Source organism: Stappia sp. BW2, assembly GCF_008107695.1.
Taxonomy (GTDB): Bacteria; Pseudomonadota; Alphaproteobacteria; order Rhizobiales; family Stappiaceae; genus Roseibium.
In genome coordinates, this window is the sequence record NZ_VIRG01000099.1 from 1 (window position 1) to 452 (window position 452).

The 452-nt window shown below is 56.4% G+C and carries 1 pseudogene; it reads right to left on the bottom strand.

Annotation, left to right across the window (positions count from 1 at the left end):
• Positions 1-214: 214 nt before the first annotated feature.
• Positions 215-452: pseudogene (locus FMN63_RS28395) on the bottom strand (ABC transporter ATP-binding protein); the annotation flags it as partial.

Below are 452 nucleotides of genomic sequence, written 5' to 3' on the forward strand. Positions count from 1 at the left end.
CGCGCTCGTGGGCTCGAAAACAGGGCGGTTTTATCGAGATGCCGATGCGCAAGCTTGAAGCAATTCCAGGAAAAGTGCGGCGCGGTTTTCCGTCTGGAATTGCGTAAAAGGTTAGAGGTAATTCCAGGAAAAGTGTGCAGCAGTTTTCCGTCCGGAATTGCGTCAAAACAAAAGGTTAGAGCGGTTCTGCGTTTCCATGAAAAGCTGAACCGCTCTAAACCCGCAGCAGCTCTTCGATCTCCACGTCGCCCTTTGCCGGCATCGACTGATGGACGAGCTCGTTGTCGCGGAAGACGAAAAAGCCGGCGAAACTCGGCTCGACCCTCATCCCGGCCCGGATCCGATCGTCCGGCGCCACCATTGCCTTCAGGCGGGTGCCGTCGGCAAGATCGATATCGACCATCTTGTGGGTGCCGAAATCGACGATGCGATGGACTGTCGCAGCATCGACC